The sequence below is a fragment of the Mesorhizobium sp. P3_A9 genome (assembly GCF_056402975.1).
In genome coordinates this window covers 1-16314 of record NZ_JBFUGJ010000121.1, presented here as the reverse complement: position 1 = coordinate 16314, position 16314 = coordinate 1, and the positions used below count along the sequence as shown (strand labels likewise).

The 16314-nt window shown below is 63.2% G+C and carries 15 protein-coding genes; 2 read left to right on the top strand and 13 right to left on the bottom strand.

Annotated features, from left to right (window positions below; genetic code table 11):
* Positions 1 to 143 precede the first annotated feature (143 nt).
* The 5 genes from AC1DX0_RS17835 to AC1DX0_RS17815 all read right to left on the bottom strand — a co-directional run bounded on the left by AC1DX0_RS17835 (position 144) and on the right by AC1DX0_RS17815 (position 5200).
* Positions 144 to 1040, bottom strand: a complete 897-nt coding sequence (locus AC1DX0_RS17835; protein WP_477356252.1) for a UTP--glucose-1-phosphate uridylyltransferase — start codon at positions 1038 to 1040, stop codon at positions 144 to 146.
* Positions 1041 to 1114: 74 nt separating this feature from the next.
* Positions 1115 to 2083 (bottom strand): glycosyltransferase family 2 protein, encoded by a 969-nt coding sequence (locus AC1DX0_RS17830; RefSeq protein ID WP_477218428.1) that lies wholly within the window; start codon positions 2081 to 2083, stop codon positions 1115 to 1117.
* Positions 2073 to 3023, bottom strand: a complete 951-nt coding sequence (locus AC1DX0_RS17825; RefSeq protein ID WP_477356250.1) for a glycosyltransferase family 2 protein — start codon at positions 3021 to 3023, stop codon at positions 2073 to 2075. Before AC1DX0_RS17825 ends, AC1DX0_RS17830 begins: the two co-directional genes overlap by 11 nt.
* A complete protein-coding gene (locus AC1DX0_RS17820; protein ID WP_477218430.1) occupies positions 3023 to 4012 on the bottom strand; it encodes a glycosyltransferase family 2 protein in 990 nt (329 codons plus the stop codon). Before AC1DX0_RS17820 ends, AC1DX0_RS17825 begins: the two co-directional genes overlap by 1 nt.
* Positions 4013 to 4027: 15 nt before the next feature.
* Positions 4028 to 5200 carry a glycosyl transferase family 1 gene (locus AC1DX0_RS17815; protein ID WP_477356248.1) on the bottom strand — a complete coding sequence of 391 codons (1173 nt, stop codon included), beginning with the start codon at positions 5198 to 5200 and terminating at the stop codon, positions 4028 to 4030.
* 187 nt (positions 5201 to 5387) lie between these two features.
* Here AC1DX0_RS17815 and AC1DX0_RS17810 point away from each other — a divergent pair, with 187 nt between their 5' ends.
* Complete coding sequence (locus AC1DX0_RS17810; RefSeq protein WP_477218432.1) at positions 5388 to 6884, top strand: lipopolysaccharide biosynthesis protein; 1497 nt, start codon at positions 5388 to 5390, stop codon at positions 6882 to 6884.
* 51 nt (positions 6885 to 6935) lie between these two features.
* Positions 6936 to 7958 carry a phosphoribosyltransferase gene (locus AC1DX0_RS17805; RefSeq protein ID WP_477218433.1) on the top strand — a complete coding sequence of 341 codons (1023 nt, stop codon included), beginning with the start codon at positions 6936 to 6938 and terminating at the stop codon, positions 7956 to 7958.
* 19 nt (positions 7959 to 7977) lie between these two features.
* Here the strand turns inward: AC1DX0_RS17805 and AC1DX0_RS17800 are convergent, their stop codons facing one another.
* The 8 genes from AC1DX0_RS17800 to AC1DX0_RS17765 form a co-directional block, all read right to left on the bottom strand.
* Positions 7978 to 9057 carry a glycosyltransferase gene (locus AC1DX0_RS17800; RefSeq protein ID WP_477218434.1) on the bottom strand — a complete coding sequence of 360 codons (1080 nt, stop codon included), beginning with the start codon at positions 9055 to 9057 and terminating at the stop codon, positions 7978 to 7980.
* Between the two features lie 66 nt (positions 9058 to 9123).
* Entirely contained in the window at positions 9124 to 9573 is a 450-nt protein-coding gene (locus tag AC1DX0_RS17795) for a hypothetical protein (RefSeq protein WP_477218435.1), read from the bottom strand.
* Positions 9574 to 9586: 13 nt separating this feature from the next.
* Positions 9587 to 11029: a GMC oxidoreductase gene (locus tag AC1DX0_RS17790; RefSeq protein ID WP_477218436.1), complete on the bottom strand. Its 1443-nt coding sequence runs from the start codon at positions 11027 to 11029 to the stop codon at positions 9587 to 9589.
* Positions 11030 to 11096: 67 nt separating this feature from the next.
* Positions 11097 to 12428 carry a UDP-glucose dehydrogenase family protein gene (locus AC1DX0_RS17785; protein ID WP_477218437.1) on the bottom strand — a complete coding sequence of 444 codons (1332 nt, stop codon included), beginning with the start codon at positions 12426 to 12428 and terminating at the stop codon, positions 11097 to 11099.
* A gap of 49 nt (positions 12429 to 12477) precedes the next feature.
* Positions 12478 to 13359, bottom strand: a complete 882-nt coding sequence (gene exoK, locus AC1DX0_RS17780) for an endo-1,3-1,4-beta-glycanase ExoK (RefSeq protein ID WP_477218438.1) — start codon at positions 13357 to 13359, stop codon at positions 12478 to 12480.
* Between the two features lie 139 nt (positions 13360 to 13498).
* A complete protein-coding gene (locus AC1DX0_RS17775; protein ID WP_477218439.1) occupies positions 13499 to 13900 on the bottom strand; it encodes a hypothetical protein in 402 nt (133 codons plus the stop codon).
* 262 nt (positions 13901 to 14162) lie between these two features.
* Positions 14163 to 15185, bottom strand: a complete 1023-nt coding sequence (locus AC1DX0_RS17770) for a glycosyltransferase family 2 protein (RefSeq protein WP_477218440.1) — start codon at positions 15183 to 15185, stop codon at positions 14163 to 14165.
* A 64-nt stretch (positions 15186 to 15249) separates the two neighbouring features.
* A partial coding sequence (locus AC1DX0_RS17765) for a nucleotidyltransferase family protein (protein WP_477356246.1) occupies positions 15250 to 16314 on the bottom strand: 1065 nt, incomplete at its 5' end.

Genomic DNA, 16314 nt, shown 5'->3' with positions numbered 1-16314 from the left:
ATTCATCGTCGGTCCAATTCTAGCTTACAGGCGCCTTAAAGATCGGGAGCATCGCCAAAGGCAACGCAAGCTTCATGCCAGACGGCGGGGGCCTGTCGGCCCCTCGCCGCCAGCCATCCGGCGATACTCCCGAAAGATGGGCATTATGCGGCTTCTTCCTGRCGYTCATGCGACCGSACGAACTSCTGMAGCATYTCGAARACCGGGCCCTTCATGTCGTTGCGCGCCAGCGCRAAGGCGATGTTGGCCTSGATRAAGCCTTCCTTGGACCCGCAATCGAACATGCGGCCCTGGAAAGGCTGGGCAAAGAACGGCTGATCCTTCGACAGGCGRACCATGGCGTCGGTCAGCTGGATYTCRTTGCCGGCGCCACGCTGCTGATTRCYCAGCAGCGMGAAGATCTCGGGCTGCAGGATGTAGCGGCCGTTGATGTAGAAGTTCGACGGCGCGTTGGCCGGGGCCGGCTTTTCGACCATGGCCGAGACCTGGAAACCGCCGCCGATATCGGCGCCGCGGCCGACAATGCCGTATTTGTTGGTCTCGCTCGGATCGCAACGCTCCACGGCGATGACGTTGCCGCCGGTGCGCTCATAAAGGTCGACGGTTTCGGCGAGACATCCGCGCCCGCCGAACGACACCATGTCGGGCAAAAGCAGGGCGAAGGGCTCGTTGCCGATGACCTCACGCGCGCACCAGACGGCATGGCCGAGRCCYTGCGGCGACTGYTGSCGGATGAAGSWGGTGGCGCCGGCCACCGGMAGCAKGCTTTCRAGCGMCTSCARCTGKGYYTTCTTGCCGGTCTGCTCCAGSGTYCCGATCARTTCSGGRTGCAGRTCGAAATAGTCYTCGATKACMGCCTTGTTRCGSCCGGTSACGAACACGATGTGCTCGATGCCGGCTTCGAASGCYTCGTCCACCGCRTATTGCACGACAGGCCTGTCGACGACGGGAAGCATTTCCTTCGGCATCGACTTGGTCGCCGGCAGGAACCGTGTTCCAAGCCCCGCCACCGGTATCACGGCCTTCCTGATTTTCTTCATCGCAAATTCCTTCTGAGGAGATCGACTGCAGTTCCTTCACAGGCCACGAAAAATCCCTCCATGTGCCTGCATCTTCACCTCCCCACCCCCACGGCAAATTGTGCCGCTACTCGTCGCAACCGCACGGCGATCGGCATGCCCATATGCCTGACCGCCGCCGGGTCGCTGAGCGCCGTCCGGATCGCCTTGAGCGGGGACCGCGCCTTGATATGCTGGACCATCGCCAGGAAGGAGGCCGCCTTGCGCAGGCTGCGGCCGCGCCGGGCAAAGGCCGCCTGGGCTGCCCCATCCATCCGATGGGTTTGAGCGAATACGGCGTCCGCCTTGCGCATGGCTTCGACATGGTGAAGCTCGAGCACACGCGAAATGGAGCCGCTGCGAATATGATAGGCATAGCCGATCTCAGGCTCGACCACGCATCGGCCGCCCTTGGCGAGAGCCTCGGCAAACAGGATGTAATCCTCGCCGATCCTCAGTTTCTCGTCATAGCGAAGCCGGTTCTCGTCCAGGAACCGGCGCTGGAAGATCGGCTTGAGGTAGCCGAGGTTGAACTTCGATTCGAAGACGATGTTGCCGGCGATGTAGGTGGCGAGCGTTATCTCGCGCAAGCCTTCGAGATACTGCCTCGGGAACATCGCATCCTCGACCACGCCGTCCTCGCGGATGACCTGGAGATTGTCGACGGCGATCTGGGCATCCGCCCTTTCGGCGCGGTCGATCATGGCGGCGATGCGGCCGGGAAAGACGGCGTCGTCGGAATCGAGAACCGCGATCCAACTGCCGCGGGCGACGTCGAGTCCGGCATTTCGGGCACCGCCGGGACCACGATTCTTGGCCAAGGCGACGATGCGCACAATGTCCCCGGGATAGGCCCGCGCCACATCGAGCGTGGTATCGCGCGACTGGTCGTCGACGACGATGATCTCGACGCTGACACCCTTCTGCGCAATGGCGCTGGCAATCGCCCGGTCGAGCGTTGCCTCGGCATTGTAGGCGGCGATGACAAAGGAAACATCAGGGATTGGGGAAACGTCAGGCTGCACGCTTGCCTCCTTTCCCAGGCGAGGATTGGCCGTAGAGGCGGATCTCGCGGATGCCGACAAGGCCGCTGACGACGCCGACATGCATGATGCCGCGCAGCACGCTGCGGTTCCTGCGCACCGGGCTGGCGACGACCGGAAGTGCCGCGGCGAAACAAAAGGCTGCCTTTGCGGAGGCCAGGCCGACATGCTTGATCAGCCCGATGCCACGCGCATTGCTGCCCAGAAGATGGCCATGTGTCTGACCGACGCGAAAACGGCGACGGCCGAGCCAGTCGAACGCCGCCCTTGCGCGCGGCACGACCTCGTCCACCCAGGCGTCTTGAGAAAACGCGATGCGGCCGTCGGCCTTGACCATCTGATCGAAGAACTCGGTGTCTTCGCCACCGGTCTGGCCGCGCGCCAGGCTGAAGCGGCGGCCGCGCAGGCTGTCCGATCCCATGCGCAGCAGGACGTTGCAGGTGTAGCCGGTGCGGATCTCGCCACCCACCCAGACCGGCAAGGTCGAGTGGAAATCGCCGCGCCGCATCCATTCGGGGGCATCCGGGCGGTAAAGCGCCCGCACCGGGCCGAGCACGGCTGTTGCACCACTGTCCTCGGCAGTCGCCACCAGCTCGGCCAGCCAACGGGAAGAGGCCGTTTCATCATCGTCGATGAAGGCGAGGAAATCCGCCTCGCTGGCATCGAGGCAAGCGTTGCGGGCGACCGAGATGTTGCGCGCGGGGGCATGCCGATAGCGGATCGGCAATTTCAGATCCTGCGACAGCRCCGTCACCAGAGCCTGCGCGCTTGGCGTGTCGTCATTGTCGGCGACAATGACGCTGATATCAAAGCCTGCCGGCATCTCCATGGCGGCGAGCGAGCGCAACGTATCGGCCAATTCCGGCCGCCGGAACGTGCACACGCCGATGTCGATGCTGCGGTTCCTGCTAAGAACCGCCATCACGCCACCCCGCGTCGTGCGCCGAGGCCGAGAAGCTGCAGCCAGAAGCCGACGGACCAGCCGAAATGCATGACCATCGCCGAGACGCCGGCAAGTGCTATGCCGGCATTGCGCTGGCGAATGGCCGTGACCAGGCCGTAGCCCAGGCACACCGCAGCCCAGATCAGCAGCGGCACCGCCGCGATCCATTGCACGAAGGAGAAGGCCGCGAGAAGAACCACCGGGAAGACCGCCAGCGGCACCATCTGCCGGACCTTCGGGATGACGCGGTGCTTCAGCACATTCTTGGCACGGCCGCGGCCATAGCCGAGATACTGGAAATAGAGGCCTTTGAGCGAGGCGCGCGGATAGTAGACCATCTGCGTCTTGCCGCTCATCCAGATCTTGTAGCCGGCCTGCCGCAGCCGGTAGTCGAGCTCGGCATCCTCATTGTGGCTGAACGTCTCGTCATAGCCGCCGACAGCGCCGAAGGCCGATATCCGCATCAGCGCGTGATGGCCGTGGTCGACCCATTCTCCGGCGGAGAGGTGACGATGCTTGGAGCCGCCGGTGCCGAGTTTGGAATTCTGCGCCGCCGCGACCGATTTCTGGACAGTGCCGCTGCCGCTGGTCAGCATCGAAACCACGACCGAATCAGCACCCGTGGCCATTGCCTCCTCAACCAGCCGGTCGCAATAATCGTCGGGATAGCCGCCATGCGCGTCGATGCGGATGAGATAGTCCGCGCCTTCACCGAACGTGCCGACGGCGAGATTGATCGCCGCGCTCTGGATGCGCCGCTTGTTGTGCAGCAGGATGACACGCGCATCCTTCGCGGCGGCCTGCTCGACAATAGCCAGCGTGCCGTCGGTGCTGCCGCCATCGGCGACGATGATCCGGGCGCCAAGCCTTTCAGCAGCGGGCCGCAATTGATCGAGCAGCGCACCGATATGSGCWGCCTCGTTCAGGCASGGKATSACGATCAGGCTGGCGGGAAGCGCTTGCGTCATCAGGCGATGTTCATCCTATGCTAGAGCTTCAGCCGCGAGGGGTTCGCGCACGGTGGTCAGGCGGCGCAGTTTTTCGACCAGCGCCCTGCAGTCGCTGCGGTCGTAACTCCACGTCCTCGGATTGCGGGCAAGCACGCGCGCCTTCAGCCTGCCGAAGCGATGCTCCTCCATCTTGCCGAGTGCGGTTTCGAGCGCGTCTGATGAAGCCTGCGGCAACAGGATGCCGATGTCCTGCTGGCTGAGGAACCGGCCGGTTTCGGTATGGCCCATCGAGATCGGCACCGCTCCGAAGCGGCAGCCCTCATAGAGGCGGTTGGGCAGCAGCCATTCCGAATTCTGCCCTTCTTCGAAGAAATCAATCGCCCAGGAGAAATGGACGTCCTGATAGATCGCCGCCATGTCCTCCGGATTGCGGTAGGGTCCGCGAAACGACAGATAAGGCTCGGCATCGACGAAGGCGTGGAAATCCGGGAATTCGGAGAGCGCCGGACGGCCGCGCAGCACCACTTCGAAACGTCCATCCATGCGGTGCGTGAAATCGGCCAGCAGCTTGAGCGAGCGGCGGCAGCGCAGCGCCCCGAACCAGCCGATTCGCCATGGCGGGGCGGCAGGTGTTTCCACGGCCTCGCGTTCGGCGGGCAAGATCGCCGCTGCCTCGAAATATTTGTTCTCGACCAGCTCGACGGGTGCGGCGACCTGGCGGAAAGGCTTGAAATAATTGGCGATGAAGGCGGGCGAACTGGTCACCAGCAGCCTCACGTCGCGCGCCAGATGGCGCTCGGTAGCGCGCAGCGCCTTGCCGAGGACATCGTCGCGTAGCACCAGGCGGTGGATGTCGAGGCATTCATAGACGATCGGCACCGAGGCGCCGAAAGCCGAYTTGGCGCGMCGGGCCAGYGCCAGCATTTCCAGGTTGCGCGCGATGATGAGATCGGGCCGCGGCGTGCCGCCAAGCTTTGAACCGATTGAAATCGCAGCTTTCGCCACGGCCGCCAGRCGCTGRSCGAATCGGCCGTCRCGCGTCGCGCCAAGGTCGATCGGGCGCAATCCTTCTATGTCGGCAATCGGGGTTTCGGTACGGCGGAAGCCCGCCAGGGTAACCCGGGCGCCGCCCGTCCTGAGCATTGTAATCCGTCGGCGAACCGCCGGATCGGAAACATCGTGCACCAGGTACAAGACATGCAGCATGAAAACTCGACCGCTGTTTGACCCCACCCACAGGGATGCTAGTACAGCTCTTGCTGCATCGCAACATTTTTGGCGCGCCGATGGACATTTTCTGTTGCACTGCAAAATTATTGCCGTAGTTTGGCGTTGGCGGCGGTCGTGGATTTTCAAGGTTCGGAAATCCGCGCAAAAATCAGGAATCCTGAATTTGGAAGCCAATCCATTCGATCCGCCAGAAGGCTCGCTGCGCAAATCAGTCGGCCGTGGCGCGGTGGTGACGGCCATGTCGCAATCGGTGCGGGTCGCGACACAGATCATATCCGTCATCGTGCTGTCGCGGCTCCTATCGCCGCAGGATTTCGGTGTCGTGGCGATGTGCGCGCCGGTGCTGGCCTTCATCGCGCTGTTCCAGGATTTCGGCCTGACCCAGGCGACGATCCAGAAAACAGGCATCCGGCATGAGGAGGTGAACTACCTCTTCTGGATCAATGTCGCGGTCAGCGCCATCCTGGCTTGTGTGCTCGCGGGTGCCGCACCGCTGGTCGCCGCCTTCTATGGCGAACCACGTGTGACCGGCCTGGTGGCCGCGTTCGGGCTGCAGATCATGGCCTATGGGCTTGGCGCCCAGCATCTGGCGCTGTTGACACGGCGCATGCAGTTCGGGCGCCTGGCGATCATCGATGTCGCCAGTGCGGTTGCCGGGCTGACTGTATCGATTGCCTGGACCTTCATCGACCGCTCCTACTGGGCGCTGTTTGCCGGCACGCTGACCGGCGCCGTTCTGCCGACGCTATGCTACTGGGCAAGCTCGCGCTGGCGGCCGGGCATGCCCCGCAAGGTCGCCGGCATCGGCGAACTGATCAATTTCGGCGCCGGCATCACCGGCTTCAACTTCGCCAATTTCTTCGCCCGCAACCTCGACAATGTGCTGATCGGCAAATACTGGGGCGAGCAGCAACTCGGCCTTTACGACCGCGCCTACAAGCTGCTGCTGTTCCCGCTCAGCCAGATCACCAATCCGCTGTCGAAGGTCATGGTGCCGGCGCTGTCCCGGCTGAAGGACGAACCGGACCGCTATCGCAGCGCCTATCTGCGCGTGATGCCGCTGATCCTGTTGGTGGCACTGCCCGGCGTCGCATTCGCCACCGCCATGTCGGATGTGCTGATCCCCTTCGTGCTCGGCGAACAGTGGCGCGCAAGCGCCTCGATCTTCCTGGCGCTCGGCTTTGCCGGGCTGCTGCAGCCGCTGAACAACCCGGCAGGCTGGCTTTTTGTCAGCCAGGGCCGCTCCGGCGACTTCATGCGCTGGGGCATCATTACGGCGGTGACGTCGGTGCTCGCCTTCGCGATCGGCCTGCCCTATGGCGCGCTCGGCGTGGCGATCGCCTATGCGGTCAGCGAATATCTGCGCACGCCGTTCCTGTGGCTCTATGTCGGCAAGAGCGGGCCGCTGCAGGCCAGCCATGTGCTGCGCGCCGCAACGCCGTTCGTACTCGGCGCGCATCTGGCCCTCGCCGCGGTCTGGCTGATCAAGCCGCTGCTGCCGCAGCAGCAGGTCATCGCCTTGGCCAGCGGCGCCATTCTTGCCTACCTCATCACGACAGTCATCGCGCTGGCCTTCGCATCCGGCCGCGAGGCCTTGCGCGAAGCCCTGAAGATGCTGCCGGCAAGACAGCCGGCGGCAACGCCGCGCCAGGCGCAATAATTTCGGCGCCTTTGCCGGCTACCACATCCACACGAGCATCAGGTCTGATTCATGCACTACCGATCGATCTCCGACATGAACGACGCGGTCGTCGGCAACCTTCACCGGCTGCCGCGCGATATCGACCTGGTGGTCGGCGTTCCCAGAAGCGGCGTGCTGGCGGCGACGCTGGTCAGCCTTGCGGCCAACATTCCGATGACCGACCTGGATAGCTTCCTGGACGGCCGGGTCTACACGTCAGGCATCACCAAACGCCGCGCCGCACTCGACCGCAAGGTCTCGGACATGCGCAAGGTGCTGGTGATCGACGACAGCGTCGCCGGCGGCAATGCCATGCGCGACGCCCGCGCCCGTATTCAGGCTGCCGGCATCGAGGCCGACTTCACCTTTGCCGCCGTGTTCGGTCTGCAGCCGCAGCATCAGGAGATCGATGTCGTCTTCGAGGTCGTGCCGCATCCGCGCATGTTCCAATGGAATTTCATGCATCACAAATTCCTGGCGCAATGCTGCGTCGACATAGACGGCGTGCTGTGCCTCGATCCAACCGAGGCGGAAAACGACGATGGACCGGCCTATGAGAAATTCCTCAGCGAAGCGCGGCCGCTTCATGCCCCGACGCACAGGATCGGCTGGCTGGTCACCAGCCGGCTGGAGAAATACCGTGCGCTGACCGAGGCATGGCTGGCCAAGCATGGGATCCAGTACGACCAGCTGATCATGCTCGACCTGCCGAGCATGGCCGAGCGCCGGCGGCTTGGAGCGCATGGCAGTTTCAAGGCCGATTTCTACCGCAAGTCCGACGCCATCCTGTTCATCGAAAGCGAGCATCCGCAGGCGCTGAAGATCACCGAACTGTCGGGCAAGCCGGTGCTGTGCGTCGAAACGCATATGGTCAGCTTCCCCGACACGCTGTCGCTGCCGGCGCTCGGCCAGGCGGCGCGCAACCTGCCGGCCAGGCTGCGGCAGATCAATTCACAAGAAGGCCGCAAGGGCGCCGCCAAGGCGCTTGCCCGCGCCCTGCTCGGCGCCCGTGGCTACGAGACGCTGAAAAGCCGGGTCAAGCGCCCAGCCTGATCAACATCATTCGGCAGCGCTACGCGGCTTGGCGCGCGCGCTGCTGCACCGCCCGGTCCAGTATCGAGAAGAAGGTGACGAACTGGCGGTCGGGATCGAGCTCCGGGCGTGCCGCGAAGCCGCGGGCCAGACTCGAGACGCGGTCGTACTCCTTGTTGTCGTTCCACAGCTGCCTGATGGCCGCGACCCAATCGATGAGCGGAGCGTCGTAGTCGAGCACCGTGCCGCCGGGGCCGATCGCTTCGGGCAGGCCGCCGCGCCGCGAGCCGACAACCGGAATGCCGCTGCAATGGGCCTCTGACGCCACACGTCCCCAGGCCTCTTCCCATTTCGAGGGCGCCAGCAGGATCCTGGTGCGGCCATAGACCGTCTTCATGTCGTTGGTGCGACTTTCCAGCGTAACATTGCCGAGCGGTGCGATCGTCTCCTCGATGCGCGCGCGATGGTCGTCCTCCAGCTTCCAGCTTTCGACGAACAGGAACGGGATTTCGGGGCAGGCGCCGGCAAGGCGCACCGCCAGCTCGAAGCCCTTTTCCTCATAGGGGTTGATCAGGGTGACGAACTGGCCCGTGGTTGGCGTGGCGTACTGCGTCGGGTTGATGGTCGGCGGGATCACTGTCGCCTCGATGCCGAACTCTGTGGCGTAGGTGCGTGCGGTGAACTCCGAATTGGCGATGTAGAGTGCGGAGCCCAATTCGCGCAGATCGCCGCCCAGCTCATGGAACTCGACATTTCTGAGATAGATGACCAGCGGCACGCCTTCGGCCTGTAGCGCCTTGCCTAGCGGAACCGACTTGTGACACTGGACCACCGCCACGTCAGGTTTCTGTCTGCCGACGGCAAAGCTTGCCGCCTCCCAGGGAAACCATGAGCGGATCACCGGATAGCCAGGATGACTGTCGATGACCGCGGGTTGCCGAAGCAGTTTCATCTTGGCGCGCGCCTTGAGGCCGAACATGCCGTCGCCAAACAGAGCGGCGAGCACCGATGCTTCATGCCCGTGTTCGATCAACTGCTGAGCCAGATGATGCGTGCTGGACTGGACGCCGCCACCGAACTCGGGCGGATAGCCGTTGCCACTGGCAAAGAGGACTTTCATGGAACCGGCTCCTGGTCTTTTCGCATTTCAGTCATGCGGCCGATGAAGAGCCGCGTCGAAAGCGCCTCAGGCGCTCTGTGGTGGGTCAAGCGTCGCGAACGGGTTGGTGCACGAGTGCCATCCGGTGAACCGGATCGGGTCATCGGGTGAACTGCGCCAGGCGTAGTCGGTCAGCATGTGGAACTCGGCCACGGCCCAGCGATCGAAATGCCTGAGATCGCGCCGCTTCTGCCTCGGCAACAACCCGCGTGCCTCCCCGAGCTTCGTCGTTTCGAGCAAGGTGATGGCATCGCCCAGCTTGTCACTGGGAAATATCCACGGGTTGCGATTACGGAACTCGAGCACGAACTGCTGCAGATGCTCGATGCGCATGTTCAGCCTGCCGAGATATTTTTCCAGCGTGACGCGAACCAGATCCTCATCCGAAAACGAGGAGACGGCCGCAACGGCAACGCCCGTCGAGGCAACACCGCCTGCCATGATGGCCAGTACCGAGCGCCGTGTGACTTCGATCATCGGCCCGCTCCTCTCATGCGATCCGGCTCGCCGCCCGCAGGGACAAAGCTGCCGCGGTCAGGCTTGGGTTGGCGCAGGAGCAGCTCGGATAGGTGCTGGTGCCGACGACAACCAGGTTTCTCAACCGGTGATGGATCATGTTGCTGTCAACAACCGAATCGGCCGGGCCGGTGCCCATCCTCAGCGTGCCCTGGACATGCGATTCCGTTGGTCGGATGCCGCGGTCGAAGAGCCGTTCGACCGGCAGCGGGGCAAGCAACCCTGGCAATTTATCCAGAGCCCGGGCCATGCCCTTGACCGCATAGTCCGACGGAGCCTTGAAGGAGACAAAGGCATTGTCGTCCTCGTCGAGGGTGACGAAATTCTCGTGGTCGAGCAGGTTTTCCGTGACCACGACAAGCGGCAGCGTCTGGCGCAACCGCCCTGTCTCGGCACGCATTCCATGCTGCCAGCGGTTTTCGAAATAGACCAGTGCCGCCGCGTGCTCGGACCGGTGCGGACCGTCATAGAGGCCGAAATTCAGGCCGGTGGTGATGGTGCTGCCGTCGAAATTGTCGACGCCGTTGAGATAGACCTCGAAATTCCAGCCATAGGATTCGTGCAGGCCGCGCCCGACGAATTCATCTCCGAGGCCGGATCGCAGCATGATCGCCGCGCTCTGGATGGCATTGGCGCCGAGGATGAAGAGATCGCCGCTGACCTGATATTCCTTGCCGTCATGGACGAAGGTGACAGAACGGACCGTGCCGCCGACATGGTCGAGCCTGCGCACTTCCGCGCCGAGACAGACCGAAACATCGGGATGCTCGAAGACATGCATCAGGCCATTGTTGACGGTGAATTTGGCGTCGGCCGGACACAGCCAGCAGCGCAGATTGGCACAGCACGAGCTGCGCTGCGCGGTCGGGATCCGCGCCCGCGCGGTCGGCATGACGAAGTGCTGGTCGGGCTGGGCCGCCTTCATCATCTTGTCGGGCGTCGACATGCGATGCGGCGGTTGTGGAAACGGTTTCGAGCGCGGCAGCATCGCCGCCATGTCGGGATCACCCGAGATCGACATGATCTCTTCGGCATCGCAGTAGAACGGCTCGACATCGTCATAGCTGATCGGCCAGTCATTGCCGATGCCGTAGGTGCTTTTCAGCCTGAAGTCGTTGGGATGGAACCTTGGCGTCTGCGCGAACCAGCAGTTGGTCCCGCCACCCAGCCCGATCGTATAATTCCACAGCTTGTCGGAATTGGTCTTGTAGGTCGTCTCGTCGTCGATGTCGGTGTTGGCGTTCTGGTCGAGCTGCCATTCATGGGTGTTGTGGCGGCCCCACTCCAGCACCAGGATGCGCGCCTTACGCCGCTTGGCGAACTCGTGCAGGAAGAAGGCCGAGCCGAAGCCGGAACCGATCGCGATGAGATCAAAATGATCGCTGGTGATTTGCTCGGGCTTTACGTCCAGCACCATCAGCCACAACTCCTTTCCATACCGGGCGCACCCGTCAAATTCTGCTCCCGGCTCTTCAAGCCTGGTCTCACGCCGCCATTCTGCCGATCGAGTGGTATTCGATGCCGTGGCGCGCCACGACCTTGGGGTCATAGAGGTTGCGGCCATCGAAGATGACTGGCGTGGTCAGCGCGTCCTTCAGTGCATCGAAGGACGGCGCGCGAAAACTCTTCCATTCGGTGGCGATGAGCAGCGCATCGGCGCCGCGCAGGGCGGCCTCCTTGGTGCCGCACAGAAGCAGGTCGTCGCGCAGGCCATAGATGGCCTGGCATTCCTGCATCGCCTCGGGGTCATAGGCCTGCACATTGGCACCAGCATTCCAGAGCGCTTCCATCAGGACACGCGCCGGCGCCTCGCGCATGTCGTCGGTGTTGGGCTTGAAGGCCAGGCCCCACAGCGCAAAGGTCTTGCCCTTGAGACTGCCCTTGAAATAGCGGTTGACCTTGTCGAACAGCACCGATTTTTGGTCGTTGTTGCGCTCCTCGACGGCACGCAGCAGCTTGGCGTCGAACTTGACGCCTTCGGCGGTCTTGATCAGGGCGCGGACGTCCTTGGGAAAGCACGAGCCGCCATAGCCGAGACCTGGATAGATGAAGTGGTAGCCGATGCGCGGATCGCTGCCGATGCCCTTGCGCACCTCCTCGATGTCGGCGCCGAGCTGCTCGGCCAGATTGGCCATCTCGTTCATGAAGCTGATCTTGGTGGCCAGCATGCAGTTGGCGGCGTATTTCGTGAATTCGGCGCTGCGCACGTCCATCACGATCATCTTCTCGTGGTTGCGGTTGAAGGGCGCGTAGAGCTCGCGCATCACCGCCTCGGTCTCTTCGCTCGAGGTGCCGACAATGATGCGGTCCGGCTTCATGCAGTCGGCGACGGCCGAGCCTTCCTTGAGAAATTCGGGGTTGGAGGCAACGTCGAAGCTCAGATCCTCGCGCCCTCTCTTCTTCAGCGTTTCGGCGATCCTGGCTTTCACCTTTTCACAGGTGCCGACCGGTACGGTCGATTTGCCGACGACGATCTTGGCACTGTCCATCTCCCGGCCGATGGTCTCGGCGACCGCCAGCACATATTTGAGGTCGGCCGAACCGTCCTCGCCGGGCGGCGTGCCGACCGCGATCATCTGGATTTCACCATGCCGGACGGCGGCGGCGGCATCGGTGGTGAATTTGATGCGGCCGGCGGCGTGATTCTCCCTGACGATGCTTTCGAGGCCCGGTTCGAAGATCGGGACGAGGCCCTGGTTGAGCCGCTCCACCTTGTCTGCGTCGATGTCGACGCAAACAACCTGGTGGCCAACCTCGGCAAGCACCGCCGCCTGCACAAGGCCGACATAGCCAATTCCAAACACCGTCAAGTTCATTCGGTTTCATTCCCATCCATGGCCGCCAACCGTTTTCGGTCCGGCCGGTTCAATTGGTCTTTCCCAACTCTTTTACGCTGCATACGAGCGATTCGGGAAACTGACAGGGATCACCGAGCGCGGTGAAGGCAACGCGCTCGATCTGCAGCGAAAGCTTGCGGCCCGGATCGGCGAACGCGCCCAGCCAGCCCTTCATGGTGTCGCTGCCCCAAAGGCTGAAGAAGATCTTCTGCGCATGGCTGGGCAGCTTTGCCGGGTCGGTGATGGTGTTCACCAGCTGGCCGTTGACGTACCAGCGCAAACTGTCCTTCTCCCAGACGAAGGCGTAATCGTTGAAGGCCTTGTCGGTGCCGCCCGGCACCTCGACCAGCTTCTCGTTCTTGCCCTTGCCGTCGATATAGGCGTTGACCTGCACCTTGGAGGTGTCCTTGGTCAGTACCTCGAAGTCGATCTCGTCCCAGGGCTGCTTGTCGGATGGGCCGATATAGGAAAAGAACGCCGCGTTGAGGCCGGAGCCGGCGTCGGTCTTCAGCCGCGCCTCATAGGTACCGTAGCCGAAGCGCTGCTTGGTCTGGATCTCGCCACAGGCGAACTCGCGATCCTTCAGCTTCTGCTTTTCGAAGCCAAGCGACAGCACCCCGTCGGAAAGGGCGACCAGTCCCTTCGACCAGGTGCAATTTTGATGACTGCCATTGTTCCAGCCGTCGGACACATACCAGCGCGACCGATCGAAGCTCTTGAAATCATCGACGAACGAGGGAGCGGACTGGATATCCTGTGCGTGCGCGGGGACTGCCGAGAGGCTGCCAAGAGCGGCCAGCAGCAGGGCACCGATCAAGCCCAACCGCTGTTGGCCGGTTTGCCGGGTCCCATGCGCGAAGGGCGATGCGTCAATTGCTGTCGTGGACGTGGTTTTCGGATTCGAATTCATACCAAACTCACCTTTGTGCTGTGCGTCCCCAACCCAAAGTCGACGTTTGAACCGCTTCCAAACGGGCCAACCTTGACCTCCTCCTTGCCCTCCCGAAATCCCTCTCCTGTCTTGCATTCTCGCAGYGCGCCTTCACGGGTCACGCCCGGCCGGCGCCCGTGGGCCTGGCGAAATCAACCGCAGCGGCCGAATCGGACGCGCCATTCTCGTCGAAGACCGTATCCAGCGAATGGCGGAGCTCCCTCATCATGCCGTTCTGGCGCGCCAGCGCGGCGATGCGGCGTTCGCAATTCAGGATCGATTCCGTCAGCGCGCTGACTTCGGAAGAGCGGCGGTCGGTGGCGGAGCCGTTTTCCATGGCTTCGACAAGAAAGGCCGCGTTGGTCGCCGTCTTGCGGTAGCGGCTTTCCAGGCCGGTTTTCTCGGCCGCGATCTCGGCGGCGATCTGCTCGAACAGTTTCGCCAACCGGTCAAGGCGCGAGATGTCGGCCTGCCGGTCGCGGGCCGGATCCCTTGATCTGAAGCCGAATATCGAGGCCATGGGCTTAAATTCCTGTCATCGCCGGCTTGCATGCCGGGAACCTGGCCGGTCCCCGCAAGCGGGGCTGAAAAACGCGTACCGCATCGTCCAACTCCACCGATGGGAGAGACTTCGGACCAATCCGATCGGGGCCAGTTCGGTTGGTCGTTCAATTTGCTGCAACGCAACATAGACTGCCATTCCCGGAGCCGGGAGGCAACCACCCAATTCGTAAACTCATAAATCCGGTGGAAATGCTTTGCGTGGGGGCATTTCCCGCGCCTTACCGCTCCTTGCCCGCGCTGGTCCCGGCCATCAGAAAACGCAGCGGCGGCACATGCTTTTGCCCGGAGACAAGGCCAACGCGCCGAAACAGTGCCTCGAGCTTGTCGGACGCCACGCCCTGGACGATGGGGACCAGGTTGGACTGACTGGCAAAAGCATAGGCGGCGGCCGAAGCCAGGCCACGCTCGGCCTTCACATCGAGGAAATTGCGCAGCCGGTATTTGTCGCGCACATGCCGCTCGTGCCGCCGCAGCACCGCCTTGGAGCCTTCCGGCAGGCTGTCGATCGCCAGCAGCGCCAGATCGGCGTCGGCGAGCCGCTTCAGGTCCTGCGTCTTGTGGCGGCCGCTGAGCGACTCGGCACGCACGATGGCGCCATAACCGCAGGAGCGGATGACCTTGAACCGTGCCCCGTGGGCGACCGCGCGGGCGTAGAGTTCGTAGTCCTCGCCCAGGCGCAAGCTCTCGTCGTAGCGCAATCGGTGCCGTTCGAGGAAGGCGCGGCTGATCACCGGCTTCAGGAAGCCAAGCTCGCCTCTTTGCACGCGACGCCTGGAGATGTTGCCTTCGACGAAGCGTTCGAAGTCGAGGAATTCCGGATCGGCGGCAAAATCCGGGGCGACGATTTTTGTTGCGTCGCTCGTTGCATCATCCCTGATGAGCATGATGTTGTCGGCCGCGAAATCCCAGTCGGCGGCGGCAAACAGGGTGCGGAACCGGCCCTCGAGGAAGAAGTCGTCGGCATCCAGAATACTGATGAACGGCGCTTTTGAGCCGGCGATGGCGGCATTGCGGGCGAAGGATGGGCCGCGATTGACGTCGAGGCGCATGACCTTGAGCCGGCCGCTGCCGTCGTCGGCGGAGCGGGCGATCTCGGCCGTATCGTCGGTGGAGCCGTCGTCGACGACGACGACCTCCGCCACTTCCGGTTCGCGTAACGCGGATGCGATGGCGACCGCGATCGTGCGCCCCGCATTTTTGGCCGCGATGATCACGCAGACCTCGGATTTCGTCATCGACATGGTTTTGCCTCTTGCACAGGTTCCGATATGCCCTCGCCCTGTACGTATTGCGACGCCACCGCCATCACGGACTGGCCGGCCGCTCGAAGATGCGGCGGCTGATGTCCGCCGACGCTGCCCAACCGGCCTCGGCCAGGTAGCGGACGGGAGCCCGGCCACACAATTCCCACAACACCGTTCGCCGCTGCGGCCATCGCAAGGACGACAGCCAGGGCGCGATCACCATGTTGAGCAAATCCTCATTGCCGATGCGCGACAGGATCGGCTTGGCACGCTCCGACAAAAGCGTGCCGGTGCCGCCCAGCAGCACATCGGCGGCGCGCAGGCCAAGCAGCAGCGTATCGTCGAGCCCCTGGCTCACCGCCGCATCGAGCACACGCTGCTGATCGGCCTCGTCGAGACGGTTGGCGCTGGCCCTGATGTCACAGACATAGCCGGCGCAGGGTTCGCGGTTGAACAGCGCCTTGGCGACGCTGATGCAGGACAGCATCAGCGTGTCGGCAACCGACGTGAACGGCACTTCGGTGCCGGTGATCTCGACCAGCCGCTTGCGCCGCAGGAAGCCGTCGGCGTCGCGCGGACTGGGCGAGCCGGGCTGCTGCAGGCGATAATGAAGGTCGACCGTCGACGATTTCGGCCCGTTGCCACGGATCATGTGCTGTTCGCCAAGGAAACGAACCCACCAGACCGAGCGCGACTTGCCAGCAACCTCGTAGCCGATCGAGCGCAGCGCATCGCGCGCTTTTGAGAACCCGGCCGGGGAAACCAGGATGTCGACATCGCCCGAAGGTTTCATGAAATGGTCGTCGTAGAGCAGATGCTGCTGGAACGGACCTTTCAGAAAGACAAGATCGATCTGCCTGTCGCGCAGCGCCTGATGGATCGCCATCGAATCCATGAGGCAGGCGGCGTTCATCGAAACCGTCTGCCGGCGATAGGTGCCGAGCCATTGGAAAAGCTCAGCCGGCCTCTCACCCGCCGGAGCGCGCGACAGCGCCTTCAGAACGAAGTTGGCGACCTTGTTCAGCCTGGTGATGTCGGCGACGGCGGCGTCAGAAAGGTTCGGCGGCGACACAGCCCCGGCCGAGGCCACCGGTCCAGCGAAATACAACCGCAGGCAGGCCTGCAC

Coding starts and splice junctions, on each gene's coding strand:
- AC1DX0_RS17790 (WP_477218436.1), bottom strand. CDS start 11,029: ATGGTGCTGGACGTAAAGCCCGAGCAAATCACCAGCGATCATTTTGAT.
- AC1DX0_RS17775 (WP_477218439.1), bottom strand. CDS start 13,900: ATGGCCTCGATATTCGGCTTCAGATCAAGGGATCCGGCCCGCGACCGG.
- exoK (WP_477218438.1), bottom strand. CDS start 13,359: ATGAATTCGAATCCGAAAACCACGTCCACGACAGCAATTGACGCATCG.
- AC1DX0_RS17795 (WP_477218435.1), bottom strand. CDS start 9,573: ATGATCGAAGTCACACGGCGCTCGGTACTGGCCATCATGGCAGGCGGT.
- AC1DX0_RS17785 (WP_477218437.1), bottom strand. CDS start 12,428: ATGAACTTGACGGTGTTTGGAATTGGCTATGTCGGCCTTGTGCAGGCG.
- AC1DX0_RS17770 (WP_477218440.1), bottom strand. CDS start 15,185: ATGTCGATGACGAAATCCGAGGTCTGCGTGATCATCGCGGCCAAAAAT.
- AC1DX0_RS17800 (WP_477218434.1), bottom strand. CDS start 9,057: ATGAAAGTCCTCTTTGCCAGTGGCAACGGCTATCCGCCCGAGTTCGGT.
- AC1DX0_RS17805 (WP_477218433.1), top strand. CDS start 6,936: ATGCACTACCGATCGATCTCCGACATGAACGACGCGGTCGTCGGCAAC.